Origin of the sequence: Desulfoferula mesophila (genome assembly GCF_037076455.1) — a bacterium.
Classification (GTDB): domain Bacteria; phylum Desulfobacterota; class Desulfarculia; order Desulfarculales; family Desulfarculaceae; genus Desulfoferula; species Desulfoferula mesophila.
This window is the reverse complement of the sequence record NZ_AP028679.1, coordinates 378,788-397,365: the sequence shown is the minus strand read 5'-3', so window position 1 is coordinate 397,365 and position 18,578 is coordinate 378,788. Positions and strand designations below refer to the sequence as shown.

19 protein-coding genes and 1 tRNA gene are annotated in these 18,578 nt (G+C 66.7%); 7 read left to right on the top strand and 13 right to left on the bottom strand.

The genetic code is table 11. The features are described from left to right. Positions 1-28 precede the first annotated feature (28 nt). The gene (locus AACH32_RS01820) at positions 29-673 is read right to left on the bottom strand and encodes a histidine phosphatase family protein (RefSeq protein ID WP_338604865.1); all 645 of its coding nucleotides are present in this window, start codon (positions 671-673) and stop codon (positions 29-31) included. A gap of 109 nt (positions 674-782) precedes the next feature. Between AACH32_RS01820 and AACH32_RS01815 the strand changes: the two genes are divergently transcribed. Then, positions 783-1,763 (top strand): DUF1573 domain-containing protein, encoded by a 981-nt coding sequence (locus AACH32_RS01815; protein ID WP_338604864.1) that lies wholly within the window; start codon positions 783-785, stop codon positions 1,761-1,763. Between the two features lie 199 nt (positions 1,764-1,962). Here the strand turns inward: AACH32_RS01815 and AACH32_RS01810 are convergent, their stop codons facing one another. From AACH32_RS01810 to def, 6 genes are read right to left on the bottom strand one after another with little or no spacing between them, the layout of a single operon-like run. Continuing rightward, positions 1,963-2,379 carry a VanZ family protein gene (locus AACH32_RS01810; protein ID WP_338604863.1) on the bottom strand — a complete coding sequence of 139 codons (417 nt, stop codon included), beginning with the start codon at positions 2,377-2,379 and terminating at the stop codon, positions 1,963-1,965. Positions 2,380-2,382: 3 nt separating this feature from the next. Continuing rightward, entirely contained in the window at positions 2,383-2,505 is a 123-nt protein-coding gene (locus AACH32_RS01805; protein ID WP_338604860.1) for a hypothetical protein, read from the bottom strand. Further along, positions 2,505-3,170 (bottom strand): ribulose-phosphate 3-epimerase, encoded by a 666-nt coding sequence (gene rpe, locus AACH32_RS01800; protein WP_338604857.1) that lies wholly within the window; start codon positions 3,168-3,170, stop codon positions 2,505-2,507. The genes AACH32_RS01805 and rpe overlap by 1 nt, the downstream gene beginning before the upstream one ends. Positions 3,171-3,214: 44 nt before the next feature. Continuing rightward, positions 3,215-4,546, bottom strand: coding sequence for a 16S rRNA (cytosine(967)-C(5))-methyltransferase RsmB (gene rsmB / locus AACH32_RS01795; protein ID WP_338604854.1), 1,332 nt, complete (start codon positions 4,544-4,546; stop codon positions 3,215-3,217). Next, positions 4,543-5,484, bottom strand: a complete 942-nt coding sequence (gene fmt, locus AACH32_RS01790; RefSeq protein WP_338604852.1) for a methionyl-tRNA formyltransferase — start codon at positions 5,482-5,484, stop codon at positions 4,543-4,545. The genes rsmB and fmt overlap by 4 nt, the downstream gene beginning before the upstream one ends. Beyond that, positions 5,481-5,993 (bottom strand): peptide deformylase, encoded by a 513-nt coding sequence (gene def / locus AACH32_RS01785; RefSeq protein ID WP_338604849.1) that lies wholly within the window; start codon positions 5,991-5,993, stop codon positions 5,481-5,483. Before def ends, fmt begins: the two co-directional genes overlap by 4 nt. 306 nt (positions 5,994-6,299) lie before the next feature. On the opposite strand from def, the gene AACH32_RS01780 reads away from it, so the two are divergent. Beyond that, positions 6,300-7,052, top strand: a complete 753-nt coding sequence (locus AACH32_RS01780; protein ID WP_338604847.1) for a hypothetical protein — start codon at positions 6,300-6,302, stop codon at positions 7,050-7,052. Here AACH32_RS01780 and AACH32_RS01775 read toward each other — a convergent pair. The 3 genes from AACH32_RS01775 to AACH32_RS01765 form a co-directional block, all read right to left on the bottom strand. Beyond that, complete coding sequence (locus AACH32_RS01775; protein ID WP_338604845.1) at positions 7,049-8,188, bottom strand: two-component system sensor histidine kinase NtrB; 1,140 nt, start codon at positions 8,186-8,188, stop codon at positions 7,049-7,051. The two genes, AACH32_RS01780 and AACH32_RS01775, sit on opposite strands and share 4 nt — an antisense overlap. Before the next feature lie 402 nt (positions 8,189-8,590). After that, positions 8,591-9,217 carry an alpha/beta hydrolase gene (locus tag AACH32_RS01770; RefSeq protein ID WP_338604842.1) on the bottom strand — a complete coding sequence of 209 codons (627 nt, stop codon included), beginning with the start codon at positions 9,215-9,217 and terminating at the stop codon, positions 8,591-8,593. Continuing rightward, positions 9,217-10,725, bottom strand: coding sequence for a succinate CoA transferase (locus tag AACH32_RS01765; protein ID WP_338604839.1), 1,509 nt, complete (start codon positions 10,723-10,725; stop codon positions 9,217-9,219). Before AACH32_RS01765 ends, AACH32_RS01770 begins: the two co-directional genes overlap by 1 nt. Positions 10,726-10,879: 154 nt before the next feature. On the opposite strand from AACH32_RS01765, the gene AACH32_RS01760 reads away from it, so the two are divergent. Then, on the top strand, positions 10,880-11,548 hold the full coding sequence (locus tag AACH32_RS01760; protein ID WP_338604836.1) for a PAS domain-containing protein: 669 nt from the start codon (positions 10,880-10,882) through the stop codon (positions 11,546-11,548). Between the two features lie 3 nt (positions 11,549-11,551). Here AACH32_RS01760 and AACH32_RS01755 read toward each other — a convergent pair whose 3' ends face one another. After that, positions 11,552-13,429, bottom strand: a complete 1,878-nt coding sequence (locus tag AACH32_RS01755; protein ID WP_338604834.1) for an alpha-amylase family glycosyl hydrolase — start codon at positions 13,427-13,429, stop codon at positions 11,552-11,554. Between the two features lie 141 nt (positions 13,430-13,570). Between AACH32_RS01755 and AACH32_RS01750 the strand changes: the two genes are divergently transcribed. Next, on the top strand, positions 13,571-14,866 hold the full coding sequence (locus tag AACH32_RS01750) for a phenylacetate--CoA ligase family protein (protein ID WP_338604832.1): 1,296 nt from the start codon (positions 13,571-13,573) through the stop codon (positions 14,864-14,866). Between the two features lie 232 nt (positions 14,867-15,098). Here the strand turns inward: AACH32_RS01750 and hemL are convergent, their stop codons facing one another. Both hemL and ahbB read right to left on the bottom strand, forming a co-directional pair. Continuing rightward, complete coding sequence (gene hemL, locus AACH32_RS01745) at positions 15,099-16,382, bottom strand: glutamate-1-semialdehyde 2,1-aminomutase (RefSeq protein WP_338604830.1); 1,284 nt, start codon at positions 16,380-16,382, stop codon at positions 15,099-15,101. Continuing rightward, entirely contained in the window at positions 16,372-16,866 is a 495-nt protein-coding gene (gene ahbB / locus AACH32_RS01740) for a siroheme decarboxylase subunit beta (RefSeq protein ID WP_338604827.1), read from the bottom strand. The genes hemL and ahbB overlap by 11 nt, the downstream gene beginning before the upstream one ends. A gap of 247 nt (positions 16,867-17,113) precedes the next feature. Here ahbB and AACH32_RS01735 point away from each other — a divergent pair, with 247 nt between their 5' ends. The 3 genes from AACH32_RS01735 (at position 17,114) to AACH32_RS01725 (ending at position 18,536) form a co-directional block, all read left to right on the top strand. Beyond that, positions 17,114-17,902 (top strand): formyltransferase family protein, encoded by a 789-nt coding sequence (locus AACH32_RS01735; RefSeq protein WP_338604825.1) that lies wholly within the window; start codon positions 17,114-17,116, stop codon positions 17,900-17,902. Positions 17,903-17,938: 36 nt separating this feature from the next. Next, the gene (tadA, locus tag AACH32_RS01730; RefSeq protein WP_338604822.1) at positions 17,939-18,409 is read left to right on the top strand and encodes a tRNA adenosine(34) deaminase TadA; all 471 of its coding nucleotides are present in this window, start codon (positions 17,939-17,941) and stop codon (positions 18,407-18,409) included. A 31-nt stretch (positions 18,410-18,440) separates the two neighbouring features. Continuing rightward, positions 18,441-18,536, top strand: a tRNA-Ser gene (locus AACH32_RS01725). The last annotated feature ends 42 nt before the right edge of the window (positions 18,537-18,578 follow it).

Sequence of the window (18,578 nt, the reverse complement as noted above, 5' to 3'; positions counted from 1 at the left end):
GCCGGGACGGCGTTTTTGGCGCGGAGTTCTAGCTGATTATCTTTTGGTTCAGGGTGCGCACCAGGGGCACCCCGTCGTCGAACACGTCGATGAGGTTCAGGCAGGCGTAGGCCTGGTCCAGGCGGAAGATGCGCTCCAGGGGCATGCCCAAGAGCCCGGCCAAAAACACCCGGTTGACCCCGGCGTGACCGATCACGCAAACTCGGCCCCCCCGGTTGCCTTCGATGATCCGCTCGAAGGCCGGGGCTACGCGCCGGGCCAGGTCGGTCAGCGACTCGCCGCCGGGCACGCGGTAGCCCGCCAAGTCGTCCCAACGGGCCTTCATTTCCTCGGGGTATTGCTCCCGCAGGGTTTGGTAGCTCAGGCCTTCCCACTGGCCCAGGAACAGCTCCCGCAGGTCTTTGTCGACAATCGGCTCGCGGCTGGGTTGCTGCCCCCCGCCCACCGCCTGGGCCACCAGGTGGGAGCGTTGCAAATCGCTGCCATAGATCGCGCTCACCTTTTTGTCCGACATGTAGGCGGCTATGCCCTCGAGCTGCTTGGCTCCCTCACTGCTCAGGGCCGTGTCGGTGTGGCCATACACGATCCCCTCGGTCCCGCCAAGCACCTCGGGATGGCGCCAAAGATACAACCGGGTGAACTCTTGCTTGTCGTACAGTTTGGAGCGAGCCATGCTGCCGTCCCCTCTTGCGCACTCGGGTGGACGCCCCCCGGCCGCTGTGCTATTCTCGCCAGAAGGTTACCATGATCGCCCAGATGATCACCACTCTCGGGGGAACGACATGACCCGACGCCTTATCCTGACGACTTGTCTGCTCCTTGGTCTCATCCTCATGGCCGCGCCGGCCCTGGCCGTAAAGGGCCCTGCCATCGCCTTTGACAGCAAGGAGGTGGTGTTCAAGGACGTGGTGGAGGGCAAGGAGCTTACCGCCGTGTTTCACTTCACCAACACCGGCGGCCAGAACCTGATCATCGACAAGGTTAGCCCCTCCTGCGGCTGCACCGCCAGCCGCTGGGACGAGGTGACCGAGCCGGGCAAGAAGGGTACGGTGACCCTGCTGCTGGATACCAGCGGCATCGGAGGCTCCTTCCGCAAGACCGCCACCGTGACCACCAACGACCCCTCCAACCCGGTGATCACCCTGATCATGACCGGCGAGACCCTGGGGCGCATCAAGGTGGACAAGGGGCGGCGCATCTCCCTCAACGGTTGCCTGGGCTCGCCCATCACCGCCGAGGCGGTGCTCAGCGATCCCAAGGGCGGCAAGCTGGTGATCACCGGCTTGGAGAACCCCATGTCCGACTACCTGGACGCCAAGGTAAGCCCCCAAAAGGACGGCAAGACCTACAGGTTGGACCTGACCTCCACGGCCACCGAGCCCATGGAGTTCGCCGGGCCGCTGTTCCTCAAGGCCCCCGGCGGGCCGCCGGTCAGCGTCTGGGTGGTGGCCAACGTGCGCGGCCCCTTCACCGTGCGCCCCCACGAGGTGATGTTCGGCACCATCGACAAGAACAACCCCAAGCCTCCCCAGCGTTCGGTGTTGGTCAGGAAAGACTGCGTGGGCGACCTCAAGATGGACCTGATCGATTACAACAAGAAGCACTTCATCGTGGAGCGCATCTGGCAGAAGCCCGGCGAGGAGCTCTTGATGATCATCTCCCCCATCCTGGAGAACCTGCCGGAAGGCCCCTTTGACGAGAACCTGCTGCTCCAGACGAATCAGAGGGCGTTCACGATCAAGCTGACCGGCAGGATCAAGTAGCCCCGGCGTCCCCCGCGAAAACGAAAAGCCAAGGCCCGGCTGGAGAACCAGCCGGGCCTTTTCTCGCGTGAATTTAGCTTCGCCCCCGCCCACCCGTGCTATTACAAGGCAATTTCCAGCATGGTGTAGGTTGGGTTGAGGGCGCAGCCCGAAACCCAACAATTCCCCATTTTGCGAAGACTATGGCGCGGCCCGAACCCTAGGTGTTTTCCCGGCCGCCCGCCGGGCACAACAGGCCCAGCGCCGCGATGGCCAGCCAGGCGCTCAGGGCGTTGGTGATAACGTCGCGCAGGTCGCAGACGCGTTGGGGATGGAAATACTGGGCCACCTCGTCGGCCAGGCCCACCAGGGCGCAAAAGGCCCCGGCCCACACCAGGCGGGCCGCCCCGCCCTTCCAATGCCCCGCCACCCGCCAGGCCAGCACCCCCAGCACCCCGTAGAGCACCAGGTGGGTGCGCTCGATGAGTAGCGGCTGCCACCAGGCCAACAGCCCCAGGCCCGCCAGGCAGCCCAGCGCGCCCAGGGCCCGCCCGGCCCGCCCGCCGGGCGGCAGGCGACGGATGCGCCAGGCCACCCAAACCACGAACCCGGCCCCGGCCAGGGCCAGGCCCAGCATGGTTCAGGCGGCCTGCGCCCCGCTGAACCAGGGGGACAGGGCCCGGCCGTAGTACATGAGCAGGAAGATGAGCCCCACCCAGGCCAGGCACCAGGCCAGGTCCCGGGCGCGGCCCCGAGTGGTCATCAGGAGTCCGCTTCGGCCTTGGCCCTGAGCTCGTCCACCCCGGCGGCGTAGCCCCCGGCATGGCCGAACAGATAGGAGCCGGACACGAAGCAGCGGGCTCCGGCGGCGTACATGCGCCCGATGGTGCCGGCGTCGATGCCGCCGTCCACCTGGATGAGGATGTCTTTCCCCGCCCCGGCGGCCATCTCACGGAAGCGGGCCACCTTGTCCACCACCGCCGGGATGAAGGCCTGGCCCGAAAAACCGGGGTTCACGCTCATCATCAGGACGTAGTCCAGATCGCCCAGCACCCACTCCAGGCCGTCCAGGGAGGTGTGGGGATTCAGGGCCACCCCGGCCTTGGCCCCCAGCTCGCGGATGCGGCTAAGGGTGCGCTGCAGGTGGGGGCAGACCTCCAGGTGCACGCTGATCCAGTCGGCCCCGGCGGCCACGAAGCTCTCCAGGAAGTCGTCGGGGTTGGAGATCATCAGGTGGCAGTCCAGGGGCAGCTTGGTCACCGGCCGGAGCGCCTTGACCACCGGCGGGCCGATGGTCAGGTTGGGCACGAAATGGCCGTCCATCACGTCCACGTGGATCCAGTCGGCCCCGGCCGCCTCCACGGCCCGCACCTCGTCGCCCAGGCGGGCGAAGTCGCTGGATAGGATGGAGGGTGCGATTTTGATCATGGGCTTCTCCAGCCGCTATGCTAGGCGCGCCGGAGCGCGCGGTTTTACTCTTTCACCAGCCTCGCCGCGAAAAAGGCGTCGGCCTGGTCCCGCTGGGGCATGGTGCTGAAATAACCGTCCGGGCCGATGCAGGCCCTGAGCTCCGTGGCCAAACCCTGGGGCCATTCTAGCCGCAGGCCGGGGCAGCGGGCAAGCAGCCCGGCCACCACCTCCTGGTTCTCGGCCCGGGTAAAGGTGCAGGTGGCGTAGACCAGGGCCCCGCCGGGCCGCAGCAGCTCGGCCCCCTTGGCGGCCAGGTCCAGTTGCAGCTTGGCCAGGCGAGCCGGGTCTTCCGGGACGCGCCGCCAGCGCACGTCGGGCCGCCGGCCGCACACCCCCAGGCCCGAGCAGGGGGCGTCCACCAGCACCCGGTCCAGAGCGCCGTCCAGGCCGGTGAGGCTCAGGGCGTCGGCCTGTTTAACGCTCACCCACTGCACCCCCAGCCGGCCCAGGTTTTGCCGGAGGGCCCGGACGCGGGCCGGGCTGGGGTCCACGGCCCAGAGCCGTCCCTGCCCCCGCAGCAGGGCGGCCAAGTGGCCGGTTTTGCCCCCGGCCCCGGCGCAGAGGTCGGCCACGGCCATGCCCGGTTCCACGCCCAGCAGATGGCTCACCGCCTGGGCCGCCGCGTCCTGGATGGAAAACAGGCCGCTTTCAAAGCCGGGCAGCTGAGCCGCCGGGAGCTTGAGCCCGCGCAGCAGAAGGCCCTCGGGGACCAGGGGGTGGGGCTCCAGCGTCTCGGCGTGCTGGCGCAGATCGGCGGCCAGGCCCTCGCGGGTGGCCCGGGCCGGGTTGAGGCGCAGGGTCAGGGGCGGCTGGGCCTGGTTGGCCTGGAGCCACGCTTCGACCACCTCCGGCGAATGCTGGGCCAAGAGCTCGGCCACCAGCCAGGCGGGGTGGGAGTAGACGAGCGGCAGGCGCTCCAGGGGAGCGGCCTCGGGACCGGGCAGGGGCACCTCTGGCCAGCCCCCCACCAGACGGCGCAGCACCGCGTTGACGAGCTTTTGCCCCCGCCGGGCCGGAGTGGCCTTGGCCAGCTCCACCGCCGCCGAGACCACGGCATGGGCCGGGGTGGACATCAGCGCCGCCTCGGCCGCGCCCAGACGCAGCACGGCCAGCACCGGAGGGTCCAGCTTGGCGGGCGGGCGGTCCAGGAAGCGGGCCAGAAGGTGGTCCAGAAAGAGGCGGTTGCGCAGCACCATGAAGATCAGGCTGGTGGCAAAGGCCCTCTCGCGGGGCGCGGCCTTTTCCAGGTTGCGGGCCAGGCTGCTTTCCAAGAGCGCCGTGCCGGCCTCCAGCTCCAGGAGCACGCGAAAGGCGTCGCGCCGGGCCCGGCTCATGCTCCCAGCCGCTCGCCGGGGGCCGCGCCCGCCCCGCGCAAAAACGCGGCCGCTTCCATGCGCTGCTTGCCCGCCGCCTGCACCGAGCCCAGGGCCAGGGCCCCCTGACCGCAGGCCACGGCCAGCATCTCCGGGGCCTGGGGCGCGGCCAAGACGGTGCCCGGCGCCTGGCCCTGGTTGTCGTCCAGGAGCATGGTGGGCGCGAATAACTTGAGCGGGTTGCCGCCCAGGGTGGTGTGGGCTCCGGGCCAGGGGTCCAGGCCCCGCACCCGGCGGTCCAGCTCCGCCGCGCTTTGGCTCCAGTCCATGAGGCCGTCGCTTTTACTGAGCATGGGCGCCCAGGTGGCGGCCGCCTGGTCCTGGGGTTGGCGCGGGGCGTGGCCGGTGGCCAGGGCCTCCAGGGTGGGCAAAAGCACCTGGGCCCCCATCTCGGCCAAACGCTGGGCCAGGGAGCCCGCCGTCTCCTGGGCTCCGATGGGGCAGGCCTTTTGATAGATGACGTCGCCGGTGTCCAGGCCCTGGGCCATGAACATGCTGGAAACCCCGGTGCGCTCATGGCCGCGCAGGATGGCCCAGTTGATGGGCGCGGCCCCGCGCAGCTGGGGCAGCAGGGAGAAGTGGATGTTGATCGCCCCCAGGGGAGCGGCGGCCAAAACCGCCGGGGAGAGCAACTGGCCATAGGCCAGCACCACCAGGGCCTGCGGCTCCAGCTCGGCCAGGCGCTCCAGGGCCTGGTCGGCCTTGGCCGGTTGGGCCACTTCTATGCCCAGCTCGTCGGCCAGGGCGGCCACGGGCTGGCGCTTCAGCTTGCGCCCCCGCCCGGCCGGGCGGTCCGGTTGGGTGAGGCACAGCACCACCTGGTGCTCGGCCGCCGCCGCCCTCAGGCAGGGCAAGGCTATCTCCGGGGTGCCCCAAAAGGCCAGGCGCAAACGGCTCACTCGTCGTCCCGCTTGAGCTGTTTGAGGCGGCGCTTTTTGTACAGGGAGCGCTTGAGCGGGCTGATGCGATCCAGGAACAAGCGGCCTTCCAGGTGGTCCAGCTCGTGCTGCAGGCAGATGGCCAACAGGCCCTCGCCCTCGATGGTGATGGGCTGGCCCTCGGCGTCCATGGCCTTGACCACCACTCGCTCGGCCCGGGTGACGTCGCAGGTGAACTCGGGCACGCTCAGGCAGCCTTCCTCGAACACCACCTCGCCGTCCATCTCCACGATGCGGGGATTGAACAGCACCAGGGGTTGGGGCTCTCCGTCTCTTGGCGAGCAGTCGATGACCACCAGGCGTTCGTCGCGGCCCACCTGGGGAGCGGCCAGGCCCACTCCGGGGGCGGCGTACATGGTATCGAGCATGTCCTGGGCCAGTTGCTTGAGGTCTTCGTCCACCTCGTGCACTTGGCGGCAGGTCTTGCTCAAAACGGAATCGGGAAACGTCTTTATGGGCAATACGGCCATTGTTCTCTAAGTCCGGTTGGTTGATTACCGGGTAAGTATAACGCGCCTCGCCGCGCACATAAAGCCCGGCCGGGAAATGCCCGCGCCGCCCGCCCTGCCCGGCGCTTTTCGGCATAACCATCCGGCACAGCCGGGGAGGGCCGGGCAAGGCGGCGGCGAGCGCGGGCCGCAGGCGTATTGGCGCATACGCCGAGGCCCAAGCGATGCCGCCAACGCCGCCCGGCGTTTTCCGGCTGTGTCGGTGCGGGTGTTGTCTGCGGTTGGGGCTTATGCCAGCATAATAAGGACAACCCCAAGGAGAACGCCGTGAACCGGCCCGCACCCGCCTTTGTGTCCCTCGCGCCTTTCACCTGGGAGGTCAACTTCGGCCTCGGCCCCGAGCACCGCGAGGAGCTAAGGCCCGAGCTGACGGACCTGCTGCACCGGGTGTTCATAGATCACCCGGACTATGACCGCGACTATCTGCCCCATTTTTTGGCGGCGGATATTTATCTGCGCGCCTTTCGCGGCAAGGAGCTGGCCGGGCATTTCATCAGCGAGCTGGTCTACGTGGACGGCGAGCCTCTGCTGCACCTGATCCTGGGTCTGGCCGAACCGGCGGCCTCCGGGCGGGGCAGGCTGATGCCCCAGGCCATGGGGCTGTGCCTGCGCCTGGCGGCCCAGGCCTTTGGGGACGAGGGGTTCTTCGTGGCCTTGCGCACCGCCAACCCCAGGGTGGTGGCCAAGTTGTGGGACTCGCCCTGGGTGCGTTTTTATCCCCGGCCCGACTGGAGCGCGGGAGACCAGCGCCTGAGGGCCTTGCGGCCCCGGGTGTGCGGCCGCCTGTTCGGGGCCGACCGCTGCTCCCTGGAGGGCACGGTGTTCCACGAGATATACCCCGCCCCGCCCTGGCGCGGCCGCGCGCCGCAACACCGCGACCCACGGGCCAACCGCTTTTGCGCCGAGCACCTGGGCCCGCGCGACGCCTTCTTGTTCCTGGGACCCACCCGAGCGCCGCTCGAGGATTTGCCCGCAGCGGGCCTGGCTTGGCCTGCGGGGTCTGGGAAGATATCGGCCTAGACGCCGTCCAGGGGCAGTTTTTGCTGGATCGCCGGGGCGGTGGGCAGGCGCACCCGGGCCACGGCCCCGCCGCTTTCGCGGTTGGCCAGCTCTATGCGGCCGCCGTGCTCTTCCACGATGCGCCGGGCCACGGGCAGGCCCAGGCCGGTGCCCCCCGCCTTGGTGGTGAAGAAGGGGGTGAAGATCTCGCGGATCGTCTCGGGCTTCAGGCCCGGACCCTGGTCGCGCACCTCCAAGAGCACCCCCTCGGACTCGGGCTCCACGCTCACCTCCACCTTGGGATGCTCGCCGCTGGCCTGCAGGGCGTTGTTGATGAGGTTTATGAGCACCTGGCTCAGGCGGTCGGTGTCGGCCATCACCGGCGGCAGGCTCCCGTTGCGGCTGACCACCAGCTGGGCCCCGGCCCGGTTGATCTCCGGCTCCATGAGCTCGGCCACGTGCTCCACCACCTGGGAGACGTCGGTCTCCATCCAGTTGTATTTGTGGGGGCGCGAAAAATCTCCCAGCTCGTTTAGGATCTTCTCCAGCCGCTCCACCTCGTGGGTGATGATGTTCAGCTTGTTGAGCGACTTTTCGCCCAGGTCGGGATCGCGCTCCAGCTGGCGGGCGAAGCCCCCGATGAGGGCCAGGGGAGAGCGTATCTCGTGGCTCACCGTGGCCACCATCTCCCCCAGGATGGCCAGGCGCTGGCTCTGGCGCACCTCCCGCTCCAGGCCGGCCTCCTTGCTCAGGTCGCGCAGGATGGCGGTCATGAGCAGCCCGCCGGCCACCTCGGCGGTGGAAAAGCTGATGTGGATGGGAAAGCGCGAGCCGTCGCGGCGCTCGGCCTCCAGCTCCGCGGTGTGGCCGATGAGCTTGCCCCGGCGGGTGCGCACGTAGCGTTCCACGTAGTTGCGGTGGCGCTCCCGGTGTTCCGAGGGGATCAGGGGCGAGAGGTCTCCCCCCATGATCTCCTGGCGGCCGTAGCCGAACATGGCCTCGGCCGCGGCGTTCATGTACACCACCTCGTGGTTTTCATTGATGGTGACCACGCCCAGCTCGGCGGTTTCCACGATCTGGCGGAACTTTTCCAGCTCCTGGGCGGCCTCGTGGAGCTCGGCTCTGCAGGTGTTGTCGTCGGCCGGGGTGCGAACCATGGTAAATCCTGAACAGAAGCATGTTCAATTTCTACATGTTCTTTTTCTAGCAGATGCCCACCGCCGGGGCAAGACAATCTAAAGGAGGCCAAAGCGCCCTTATCAAGGCCGGCAAAGGATCAGGGCCGGGGTTTTAAGCCGGCCCTGAGCGGGGAGGGGGAAGATCAGTGACCTTCCTGGGGGGAACGACCACCCTGTATGCGTCCAGTGCACCCTGTCGGAAAGGCTTACGGCACGGCTACGGGGTGGAGAGAGGGCAATCATCAAGAGGTATAGTGCATTCTGTATTAACAACAAATTAACAAGGTGGTTTACACCATGTCAAGCATAAAACTATATATTGTGGATATTTTTTTGATCCCCACTAAATATTGGCCAAGATCGGCCGGGGATCGGGCACGTTTAACCGTTCAGTGCGGCCAGAAAATCCACGGCTTGCCGTTTTAGTGCACTGAGGCCTTCCCACCAGAAGTGATCGCCGCCCTGATGCAGGTTTAGGGTCCCCAGTGCACCCATGGCCTGAATATAGGCCTGCAAGCGGGGCAGATTCCCATACTCGTCGTTGTCGCCGGTGATGACCAGCAAGGGGCCGCTGTTCACGGGCCAAGGGGGCAGATCGCCCAGGGTGTAGGGCGGGGAAACCCACAGGCCGCCGGCCAGCCCGGCAACCCGCGCCGCCGCCTTGGCCCCCATCAACGAGCCGAAGGAATACCCCATGAGCACCAGGGGGCCGGGAACCTCCCCGGCCAGCCAGGCGGCGGCGGCGAGCACGTCGTCCTGCTCGCCCAGCCCCTGGTCGTGATGGCCGGTGCTGCGGCCAACCCCCCGGAAATTGATGCGAAGCGAGGCCCAGCCCGCCTCGGCGCAGGCCCCGGCCAGGGCCTGGACCACGTTGTTGTCCATGGAGCCGCCAAACAGGGGGTGGGGGTGCAGGATCAGGGCCGCCCCCCCGGCCTGGGCCGGCAGGTCCAGCCTGGCTTCCAGGCTCACCTGCCGGTCCACTGCGATGGCAACGCGCCTTTGGCTCACTATTCGCCGCCGCCTCCGACGCGCATGTCGCCGGTCTGCATGAAGCGCTGGTGGAAGCTGAAGGCCTCGCCCAGCAGATGGGGCTCGTGGCCGCCCACCTCACGCACCGCCCGCTGATAGTAGTCCATGAGCTGGTCGCGGTATATGGGATGGGCGCATTTGTTGATGAGAGCCTCGGCCACCTGGCGGGGGGTCAGGGAGCGGGTGTCCACCAGGCCCTGCTCGGTGATGATGACCCCCACCGAGTGCTCGGAATGATCCACGTGGCTGACCATGGGCACGATGCAGCTGATGGCCCCGCCCTTGGCGATGGAGGGAGTAACCATGAAGGAGATGGAGCCGTTGCGCTCGAAGTCGCCCGAGCCGCCGATGCCGTTCATGAGCTGGCTGCCCATGACGTGGGTGGAGTTGACCTGGCCATAGATGTCGATCTCCAGGGCGGTGTTGACCGCCAAGACCCCCAGGCGGGCGATGACCTCCGGTGAGTTGGATATCTCCACCGGCCGGAGCACGATCTTGTCCTTGTAGCGCTCCAGTTCCTTGAAGAAACGCTCGCGGGCGTGCAGGGACAGGGTAAGGGCCGAGCCGGAGGCGGCGCGCACCTTGTCCATGTCGATCAGATCCAGGACCGTGTCCTGCAACACCTCGGAGTAGATGCTAAGGTCTTGGAAAAAATGGTCTTCCTGGAAACCGGCCAGCACCGCGTTGGCCACGTCGCCCACGCCGGACTGCCAGGGCAGGCCCTCGGGCAGACGGCCCTTTTTGGTCTCGTGCTGCACAAAGTCCAAGAGCTGTTCGGCGATGAGCAAAGACACCTCGTCGGGGTCGGAGAAATAGGCGCTGGCGTCCGGCTCCTGGCTGTAAACCACGGCCACCACCTTGTCGGGATCGATCTCGATGAAGGGCTTGCCCACCCGGTCGCCCGCCCGGTAGATGGGGATGGGCATGCGCCAGGGCGGGTCTTCGGGAATGTAGATGTCGTGGATGCCTTCCAGCTCGGGCGGGTCGGCGGCGGCCACCTCCAGGATGACCTTTTCGGCCATTTTCACATAGCTGGGGGTGTTGCCCACGCTCAAGGTGGGGATGAGTTGTCCTTTTTCGGTTACCGCGGCCACCTCCACCACGGCCACGTCCACCGGGCCCCACTCCCCGGCGCGCACCGCGGCCGACAGGCTGGACAGGTGGTCGTCCTTGAACAAGATTTCTTCACGGTTGATGGCCGCGCGCATGCCCCGGTCGCTCATGTAGGGGCGCCGCCACTTGACCAGGCCGGCCCGGGCCAATACGCCGTCCACCGCGTCACCGGTGGAGGCTCCGGCGTAGATATTGATCTTCATCTTTTCGCCGGCCTCGGCCCTTTTGACCAACTCGGCGGGAATGAGTTTGGGGTAACCGGCGGTGAACCCGCTGATGAACAGGCTGGTACCGTCTTTGATGTGGCTGGCCGCCTCGGCGGCACTGGTAATCTTGTCCCGCAGGGGTGCATAGCGTATTCGATGTTCAGGCATGATTGTAGTTACTCTCAATTCAGGTTACGCTGGCACTGTTTTCTGGACCCAAGGCTAACACAACAATCCTTGCCAGGCGAGCTTTTGAATCCAGTTCATGTTCACATGCAAAAAGCCGTGTTTGACTATGTGGAACTAACTACTTAGCGTATGTATGCCCCCATTTGCCGTCCCTGCCAAGGTTTTTTTGAGCCGGAGGGTGATATTGCCTAATAAAGTTAATTTTAACAATGACTTGTCCTTTAGCCGCGTTGTCTATGACGCCGTGCCGTCTCCCATCTTGGTGGTGGACGAGGATGTTCGCATCATTGATCACAACCAGGCTGCCGGCGATATCTTGGCGCCAAGCTCCCAGCGCGTGTTGCGCCGCCGGGCGGGCGAAGTATTGCATTGCCTGAACTCGGAGTTATCCCCCGGGGGGTGCGGCCGGGCGGAGCCCTGCGGCCAGTGCGTCATCCGCGGTTCGGTGAACCGCTGCCTGGACTCGGGGGCCGTATCCCGGCAAAGGGCCCGCTTGGAGCTGAACGACGGTCAAAAGGTGCAAGAGGTGCACTACTTGGTCTCGGCCGCGCCGCTCAGGCGCCAGCAGCAAGACCTGGTGGTGCTGATCCTGGAGGATATGGGAGAAATCGAGGAGTTGCGGCGCTTGCTCCCCATTTGCGCCAAGTGCAAAAAGGTGCGCGACGCCGACGAGTTGTGGCACAGGGTGGAGCACTATTTCAGCAAGCACCTGGACGTGGACTTCACCCACGGCCTGTGCCCCGAGTGCGCCGCCGAGCTCTACCCCCAGCTCATGGGCCGCCAGGACCGCAAGCCGGGCTAAAAGCTAGACCGGCGCACCCTCCTCTCCCCGTGGCCTGAGCCACATCACCTGGTAGGGCTTTAGCTCCACCTCCAAGGCGCCGCCCTGCTCCGTCACCCGGCCGGGCCCCAAAAGATCGGCCCAGATCCCCTTGCCCCGGGCCGGGGCGGGCAGCTCCAACCTGCAGGGCACCGGCGAAGCGCTCAGGTTTATCAACGACAACAGGCGCTGCTCCCCGTCCGAGGAGACGCGCAGGAGGGCCAGCACCGCCTCCGGGGCCGCGAGCACCTTTTGGCTCCCCTGGGGGTGGAAGGCCTTTTGGGCCACCCGGGTCAGGTTCAGCAGGCTCATACGCGGGGCCAGGCGCCCAAGGCGCGAAGAGGGGTCGCGGGACTCGGCCTCCAGCACGGCCAAGTCCACGGTGGCCCGGTTCACGTCGCGCTTGACGCCGGTGCGCTGGTAGGTCTCCAGGTCCGAGGAGGAGCCCAGGGCTCCGTGCAGATACATCCCCGGCACCCCCTTGAGGGACAGGGCCACCGCCCGGCTGGCCAGGTAGCGCTCCAGTTGCAGGGCGTGATCCTCGCCGCCCACCGGGTTGACCGCGCTCCACCAGGTGCTGTTGATCTCGTAAGGCTCCTCGCCGCCGCCCTCCACCGTTTTCTGGGAAATCAGGGCCCCGTGGGCCTGGGCCGTGCCCACGATTAACTCTATCTCCTCGGGGGGCAGGATCTGCTTTGCCCCCATCAGGCCGATGCCGTCGTGGGTGTCCAGAATGTTGAAAAAGGCGGTGGCCTCGCTGGGCGGCTCCAGGTCTGCGGCCCAGGCGGCCAGGTATTTGGCGCATTGGCGGTAGATGGCGTGCAGCACCAGGGGGGGCAGGGCGAAGTTGTAGACCATGTGGGCCTCGTCGTAGCCGCTGCCGAAGTAGCGCACGTTGTCGGCGTGGGGCACGTTGGTTTCGGTTACCAGGGCCACCCCCGGCGCCACCGCCTCCACCACGGTGCGCAACAGCTTGACGATTTCGTGGGTCTGGTCCAGGTGGATGCACTCGGTGCCCGGCTCGGCCCAGATGTAGGTGACCGCGTCCAGGCGCAGTAGGTCCGCCCCCTGGCGGATGTAAAACAATAGCGCCTGCACCACGCTCAGTAGCACCTTGGGATTGCGGTAGTTCAGGTCGATCTGGTCGGGGCTGAAGGTGGTCCAAAGATAGCGCACCCCCTCCAGGGTCATGAAGGGGGTGAGAATGTCGCTCACCCGCGGGCGAAATATCTTGGAGCGCTGGTCCGGGGTCAGCTCGTCGGGCGAGTCGTAGGCGATGAAAAATTCCTTCAGCTCGGGGTCGCCGTCCAAGAAGCGGTGAAAGGCCTGGCTGTGGGCCGAGATGTGGTTGAGCACCCCGTCGAACATCAGGCGAAAGCGGCCGGCCAGGCGGTGGATGTCATCCCAGGTGCCCAGGCGGGGGTCCACCTTGCTGAAATCCACCACCGAAAAGCCCCGGTCCGAGGAATAGGGGAAAAAGGGCAGGATGTGCAGGATGTCCGGGGCCAGCATGTGGTCGTCGCAGGCCCGGGCCAACACCGCCAGGGGCGTGCCCTCGCCGTCCTTTATCATGTCGCCGTAGGTGATGAGGATCATGTCCTTTTCACTGAACAGGCGCCGGGGGTCGCGCCCCGCCAGCAGCTCGCGCAGTTCCTCGGACTTGTGGGCGTGGTGCACCTTGAGGATGCGCTCCATCTCGGGCATGGCCTCTTGGGCCTGCTCCTTGCCGTAGAGAAAGGTGAGATGGGCCAGAAGGTCCTCGCGCGTGGCGTGGTCCAGCTCCAGGGCCGGGCGGCTGTAGTTGGGCCTGCGGTCGTAGAGAATCTTGCGGGGCACCCCTCTTTGGGCGGCTGAATCGGGCATTGGGACCACGTCTCCTCATGGGTTTGGGGCTTGGTTTCTCCATTTTTGCCCATGCGGGCCCCGGAGGCAAGGGCGGCGGCTTGTGGGCCGCCTTGCGGGGTAGTATGTTTGGGCAACATTGCCCGCACCGGAGATTCAAACATGTTTTGGCAAGAACAAATCGAACTGCTGCCCCGCGAAGAGCTTAGCGAACTGCAAACCGAACGCCTGCGCCGCTCCCTGGCCCAGGCCAAGAAATCACCTTTTTATTCCCAGGCCCTCAAGGGGATCGACCCCCAGGACATAAACTCGCCCCAGGACGTGCGTGGCCTGCCCTTCACCGTGAAGCAGGACCTGCGCGACAGCTTCCCCTACGGCATGTTGGCCGTGCCCCGCAGCCAGGTGGTGCGCCTGCACGCCTCCAGCGGGACCACCGGCACCCCCACCGCCATCTTGCACAGCAAGGCCGACCTGCGCGCCTGGGCCAACCTCATGGCCCGCAGCCTGTACATGGCCGGGGTGCGGCCGGGAGACGTGTTCCAGAACATCACCGGCTACGGCCTGTTCAGCGGCGGCCTGGGCATCCACCAGGGTGCCGAGCGCCTGGGGGCCATGGTCATCCCCGTGGGCACCGGCAACAGCCGCCGCCAGATCGCGCTCATGCGCCAGTTCGGCACCACGGCCATGCACCTTATCCCCAGCTACGCCCTGCGCCTGGCCGGGGTGTTCGCCGAGCAGGGCCTGGACCCGCGCAGCGACACACAGCTTCGTATCGCCGTTATCGGGGCCGAGCCCCACAGCGAGCAGACCCGCAAGCGGGTGGAGGACCTGTTCGGGGTGAAGGCCTACAACAGCTACGGCCTCAGCGAGATCAACGGGCCGGGGGTGGCCATGGAGTGCCCGGAGCAGAACGGCCTGCACCTGTGGGAAGACGCCTTTCTGCTGGAGGTGCTGCACCCCATGACCATGGAGCCGGTGGAGCCGGGGCAGATCGGCGAGGTGGTGCTCACCACCCTGGAGCGCCGGGCCATGCCCCTGATCCGCTACCGCACCCGCGACCTGGCCGCCCTGTTGCCCGGCGAATGCGCCTGCGGCCGCACCCACCGCCGCCTGAGCCGCATCGTGGGGCGCAGCGACGACATGTTCATCATCAAGGGGGTCAACGTCTACCCCATGCAGGTGGAATCGGTGCTCATGGACTTCAAGGCGGTGGGGGGCCAGTACCTCATCATCCTGGAAAACAAGGGCGAGGCCGACTCCATGACCGTACGGGCCGAGCTGAGCCCCGAGGCGGCCGGGCTGTCGCCCCTGGAGCGAGCGGGCCTGGCCCGCAACCTGGCCAAAGCCCTGCGCGACGAGCTGCTGGTCACCCCGGCGGTGGAGATTTTGGACCCCGACGGCCTGCCCATGACCCAGGGCAAGGCCGAGAGGGTGCAGGACCACCGCAAGCTTAGTTAAATCGGCAACACGCCGGCTTCGCCAGACATCGGCATACGGCGTTGCCGGCATCGCTTGGACCTCGGCGTATATCGCAAATACGCCTGCGGTCCGCGCTCGCCGGACGCCTTGTCTGCCGGTGCCTGGCTGTGCCGAACTTATTTACACATCTTTGCCAAATAAAAAAGGCGGAGCCGCGGATGCGGCCCCGCCTTAAATTTTATCTCGTCGGGGGCTGGCGCAGCCGGCCGGCCTAGACTTCCTTGATGGCCTCCTCGGCCGCCGACAGCGTCTGCTCGATGGCGTCGGCGTCGTGGGCCAGGCTCATGAAGGTGCACTCGAACTGGCTGGGGGCCAGATACACCCCCCGGCCCAGCATGGCCCTAAACCAGCGGCCAAAGGCCTCGGTGTCGCTCTTGGACGCGCTGGTCCAGTCGGTCACCGGGCCTTTCTGGAAGAAGTAGGAGAACATGGCTCCCACCCGGTTGCCGTAGTGGGGCACCCCGGCCTTGGTGAATATGTCGCCCAGGCCGTCGTAGAGCTTGGCCGAGTTTTCTTCCAGGCGCTGATACACCCCGGCCACGTCCAGCATGTCCAGAGCCCGCAGCCCGGCGGCGGTGGCCAGCGGGTTGCCCGAGAGGGTGCCCGCCTGGTAGACCGGCCCGCAGGGGGCGACCTTCTGCATGATCTCGGCCTTGCCGCCATAGGCCCCCAGGGGCAGGCCCGCGCCGATGATCTTGCCCAGGGTGGTCAGGTCCGGGGTGACGCCGTAGAGCTCCTGGGCCCCGCCCAGGGCCACCCGGAAGCCGGTGATGACCTCGTCGAAGATCAACAGGGAGCCGTACTCGTCGCAGATCTCGCGCACCCCTTGCAGATAGCCCGGCGCCGGAGGCACCACGCCCATGTTGCCGGCCACCGGCTCGATGATCACCGCCGCGATCTTGTCTCCCTTTTCGTGGAAGAGCTTTTCCAAAGCGGCCAGGTCGTTGTAGGGGATGCTCACCGACAGCCCGGCCACCTCGGCGGGCACGCCGGGGCAGGAGGGCAGGCCCAGGGTGGCCAGCCCGCTGCCCGAGGCCACCAGCAGGCCGTCGCTGTGGCCGTGGTAGCAGCCGTCGAACTTGACGATGAGGTCGCGCTCGGTGTAGCCCCGGGCCAGGCGCAGGGCGCTCATGGTGGCCTCGGTGCCGCTACTTACCAGGCGTACCTGCTCCATGGAGGGGATCAGGCGGGTGAGCATCTCGGCGAAGTTGACCTCCGCCTCGGTGGGCGCGCCGAAGCTGGTGCCCTTTTCGGCCGCCTTTTTCACCGCCGCCACCACGTCGGGGTCGGCGTGGCCCAGGATCAGCGGCCCCCAGGAGCCCACGTAGTCTATGTAGCGGTTGCCGTCCACGTCTTCTATGTAACAGCCGCGGGCCGAGCGGATGAACAAAGGCTCGCGCCCCACCGCAAGCATGGCCCTGGCCGGGCTGTTGACACCTCCGGGAATCACCTTTTGGGACCGCTGCCACAGCTCCCGGGATCTATCATCCTTCATGGATATCACCTTCTGTATCAAAGTAGCGCATGGAGGTTTTTTTTAGCTCCTCCACGGAGAAAAGCAACTCGAACTCCTCGGCCTGGGCCTGCTCCGCCATTTCCCGAACCAGGGAACGGCACTCGGCCTCGCTGCGGCCATGCACCATGGAAAACAGGTTGTAGGAAAACCCTTCGCAGGGTTCGCGCCAGTAGCAGTGACTGACGTTGCGGAAGGCGGCCAACTTCTCGCCAACTTCGGAGGCCCGCTCGGGCGGCACTCGCCAGGCGACCATCACGTTGCTGGCGAAGCCGGAGCGCTGGTGGCGAAGAGTGGCCCCGAAACGGCGCATCACCCGCCCTTCGGCCAAGCCCCTTACCCGGCGCACCACTTCCTCTTCCGTCAGACCCACTTCTTCGGCCAACGCAGCGAAGGGCCGGGGAACCAGGGGCAGGTCTCCCTGTAAACGGGAGATAATCTTGCGGTCCGTGGTGTCCAACTCCATAATGCCTCCCGAAAGATGGATTATGTCGGGGCCATGGTGGCTTGTCAAGAATGCCGGGGGGCTCCGGAGGGGGACTCATACCAACTGGGATTCAATGTCAAAATTCTTAGTATTAATTATCGACGAAATCGCACCCGGGTGTAAAGGGATCGCTGCGCCCCGGGACCAGTTTTAGCGACGCCCTTGACCCCGCGCGGCCCGCGTCCTATAGACTAGGGGTGCCAACCCCCTATCGCTTGGAGGCCCCATGGCCGGCAAACCCATATTCGATCCCTCCCGGGCGGGACGCCCCCTCAGGGTGGCCGCTTTCATGTCCGGCTCGGGCACCAACGTGGTCAAGCTGCTGGAGGCCCCGGGGGCCTCCTACGAGGTGGCCTTCATCTTCAGCGACACCGCCTCCGACAAATGCCGGGGCCAGGAGATCGCCCGGCGTTTCGACCTGCCCTACTTCGCCTATGACGTGCGCCGCTTTCACGAAAAGCGCGGCCTCAAGCGCAGCGTGAAGAGCGCCGAGGGCCTGGCCGCCCGGCGCGCCTACGACCAGGTGGCCCAGCGCCTGGTAAAGGCCTTTGACATCGACATCATCGCCCTGGGCGGCTACATGAGCTTTCTTACCCTCACCGGGGCCATCAACGTGCACCCGGCCGACTTGAGCCTAGTGGACGAGGCGGGCAAGCGCCGTTTCGTGGGCGACGACGCGGTGTTGGACGCCATCGTGGCCGGCCAAAGCGAGCTGCGCTCCTCCACCCTGTTCACCGACCTGGGGGTGGACTCGGGCCCCCTGCTCATGGTCAGCGACCCCATCCCCGTGGAGCTGCCCGCCCCCCTGGCCGAGATCAAGGCCGATCCGGCGCACCTGCGCCAGGTGGCCGACCAGCACCAGGAGCGCCTGAAACAGGCCGGGGACTGGGTGGTGTTCCCCACCACCCTGGAGCTGATCGCCCAGGGCCGTCTGGGGCTCACCGACGAGGGCGGCGTGGCCACCCTGGACGGCGCGCTCAAACCGGGCGGGGTGCGCCCCGCCGAGCTGGCCTGAGGCTTGCGGCGCCTTGGGGCCTGTGGTAATTTGCCCATGACTCAGCCAGGATTCAGCCCCGCGGACGCCGGCCACATGCGCCGGACCCTGGAGTTGGCCCGCCGGGCCGCGGCCCAGGGCGAGGTGCCCATCGGCGCGGTGTTGACCGACCCCCAGGGGCAAGTGATCGCCCAAGCGGGCAACGCCACCATCGCCCAAGGCGACCCCACGGCCCACGCCGAGATGCTCTGCTTGCGCCAAGCGGCGCGGGCGCTGGGCAACTACCGCCTGGGAGGCTGCACCCTGTACGTGAGCCTGGAACCCTGCGCCATGTGCGCCGGGGCGGTGGTGTGGGCCCGGCTGGCCCGGGTGGTGTTCGCCGCCCATGACCCCAAGGCCGGGGCCTACGGCTCGGCCCTGGACCTGGGCGCGGTGCCCAGCCTCAACCACCAGCCCATCGTGCAAGGGGGGTTGCTGGCCGGGGAGGCGGCGGATATCCTAAAGGAGTTTTTCGCGGCGCGCCGCTAGGGGTGCCGCTATACTATTGGCCAATCTTTGCGGAGAGGTACCGAAGTCCGGTCGTAACGGGCCCGACTCGAAATCGGGTTAGCGGCTAATAACCGCTACGTGGGTTCGAATCCCACCCTCTCCGCCACCTTTTTCTAACCCCTTGGAACCACTCCAAGGTATCGATATC

Excerpts from the sequence above, each read along its gene's own strand:
- AACH32_RS01820 (WP_338604865.1), bottom strand. The coding sequence starts at position 673 with ATGGCTCGCTCCAAACTGTACGACAAGCAAGAGTTCACCCGGTTGTAT.
- AACH32_RS01760 (WP_338604836.1), top strand. The coding sequence starts at position 10,880 with ATGCCCCCATTTGCCGTCCCTGCCAAGGTTTTTTTGAGCCGGAGGGTG.
- rpe (WP_338604857.1), bottom strand. The coding sequence starts at position 3,170 with ATGATCAAAATCGCACCCTCCATCCTATCCAGCGACTTCGCCCGCCTG.
- ahbB (WP_338604827.1), bottom strand. The coding sequence starts at position 16,866 with ATGGAGTTGGACACCACGGACCGCAAGATTATCTCCCGTTTACAGGGA.
- AACH32_RS01755 (WP_338604834.1), bottom strand. The coding sequence starts at position 13,429 with ATGCCCGATTCAGCCGCCCAAAGAGGGGTGCCCCGCAAGATTCTCTAC.
- AACH32_RS01735 (WP_338604825.1), top strand. The coding sequence starts at position 17,114 with ATGGCCGGCAAACCCATATTCGATCCCTCCCGGGCGGGACGCCCCCTC.
- def (WP_338604849.1), bottom strand. The coding sequence starts at position 5,993 with ATGGCCGTATTGCCCATAAAGACGTTTCCCGATTCCGTTTTGAGCAAG.
- rsmB (WP_338604854.1), bottom strand. The coding sequence starts at position 4,546 with ATGAGCCGGGCCCGGCGCGACGCCTTTCGCGTGCTCCTGGAGCTGGAG.
- AACH32_RS01810 (WP_338604863.1), bottom strand. The coding sequence starts at position 2,379 with ATGCTGGGCCTGGCCCTGGCCGGGGCCGGGTTCGTGGTTTGGGTGGCC.
- AACH32_RS01775 (WP_338604845.1), bottom strand. The coding sequence starts at position 8,188 with ATGGTTCGCACCCCGGCCGACGACAACACCTGCAGAGCCGAGCTCCAC.
- AACH32_RS01805 (WP_338604860.1), bottom strand. The coding sequence starts at position 2,505 with ATGACCACTCGGGGCCGCGCCCGGGACCTGGCCTGGTGCCTGGCCTGG.
- AACH32_RS01815 (WP_338604864.1), top strand. The coding sequence starts at position 783 with ATGACCCGACGCCTTATCCTGACGACTTGTCTGCTCCTTGGTCTCATC.
- AACH32_RS01765 (WP_338604839.1), bottom strand. The coding sequence starts at position 10,725 with ATGCCTGAACATCGAATACGCTATGCACCCCTGCGGGACAAGATTACC.
- tadA (WP_338604822.1), top strand. The coding sequence starts at position 17,939 with ATGACTCAGCCAGGATTCAGCCCCGCGGACGCCGGCCACATGCGCCGG.
- hemL (WP_338604830.1), bottom strand. The coding sequence starts at position 16,382 with ATGAAGGATGATAGATCCCGGGAGCTGTGGCAGCGGTCCCAAAAGGTG.
- AACH32_RS01750 (WP_338604832.1), top strand. The coding sequence starts at position 13,571 with ATGTTTTGGCAAGAACAAATCGAACTGCTGCCCCGCGAAGAGCTTAGC.